The 550-nt window shown below is 75.8% G+C and carries 1 protein-coding gene; it reads left to right on the top strand.

Annotation, left to right across the window (positions count from 1 at the left end; translation table 11 throughout):
- Positions 1-275: 275 nt before the first annotated feature.
- A partial coding sequence (locus tag AC1DSF_RS30635) for a hypothetical protein (RefSeq protein ID WP_478184076.1) occupies positions 276-550 on the top strand: 275 nt, incomplete at its 3' end.

The following is a 550-nucleotide window of genomic DNA, read 5'->3' as shown; positions in this document are numbered from 1 at the left end:
GGCCACGACGTGGCGCCGCGCCGGGAGTTCATCGCGGCTTCGGCGGCGGCACTGGACCGATCGCGCATCGACGCTTAGCAGGCTCGACCGCCGCGGCCGTCGGCCACCGCGCCTCGATCGCGCGCGCCGCGCCCCGTCCCTCGCGGCGGCTCCGCCGGGTCCGGGTGCGCCGTCGCGGGCGCCTCTTTACTTCTTCGGGTCGAGCCGACACCATCCAGATGTTCCCAATGGGAACTTCTCGTCGTCGTCCCTTGAACCCGCCCGCGGAGGCCACCATGTCGCCCCTCTTCCCCCGCACCCTGGCCGCCGGTCTGCCCCTGGCCGGGTGCACCGCCGCCGAGGTGTCCGAGCGCCTCACCGGAGCCGACCCGCGGGCGCTGCTCATGGCCCTCGTGCACCTCACCCGCGATGCCGACGCCCTCACCGCGTTCGCGGCCGTGTGCGAACCCGGCGCGGCGGACGACGACCTCGCCGCCGCCCTGCGCGACCGCCTCGCCGCGGTCCTCACCGAACCCCCGTCCGCCGAAGCCGGCGCTCCGCTGTCCGACAC

The sequence above is a fragment of the Variovorax sp. 01N429 genome (assembly GCF_056399425.1).
The sequence above is the reverse complement of the archived record's forward strand: the minus strand, read 5'-3'. Positions and strand labels throughout refer to the sequence as shown.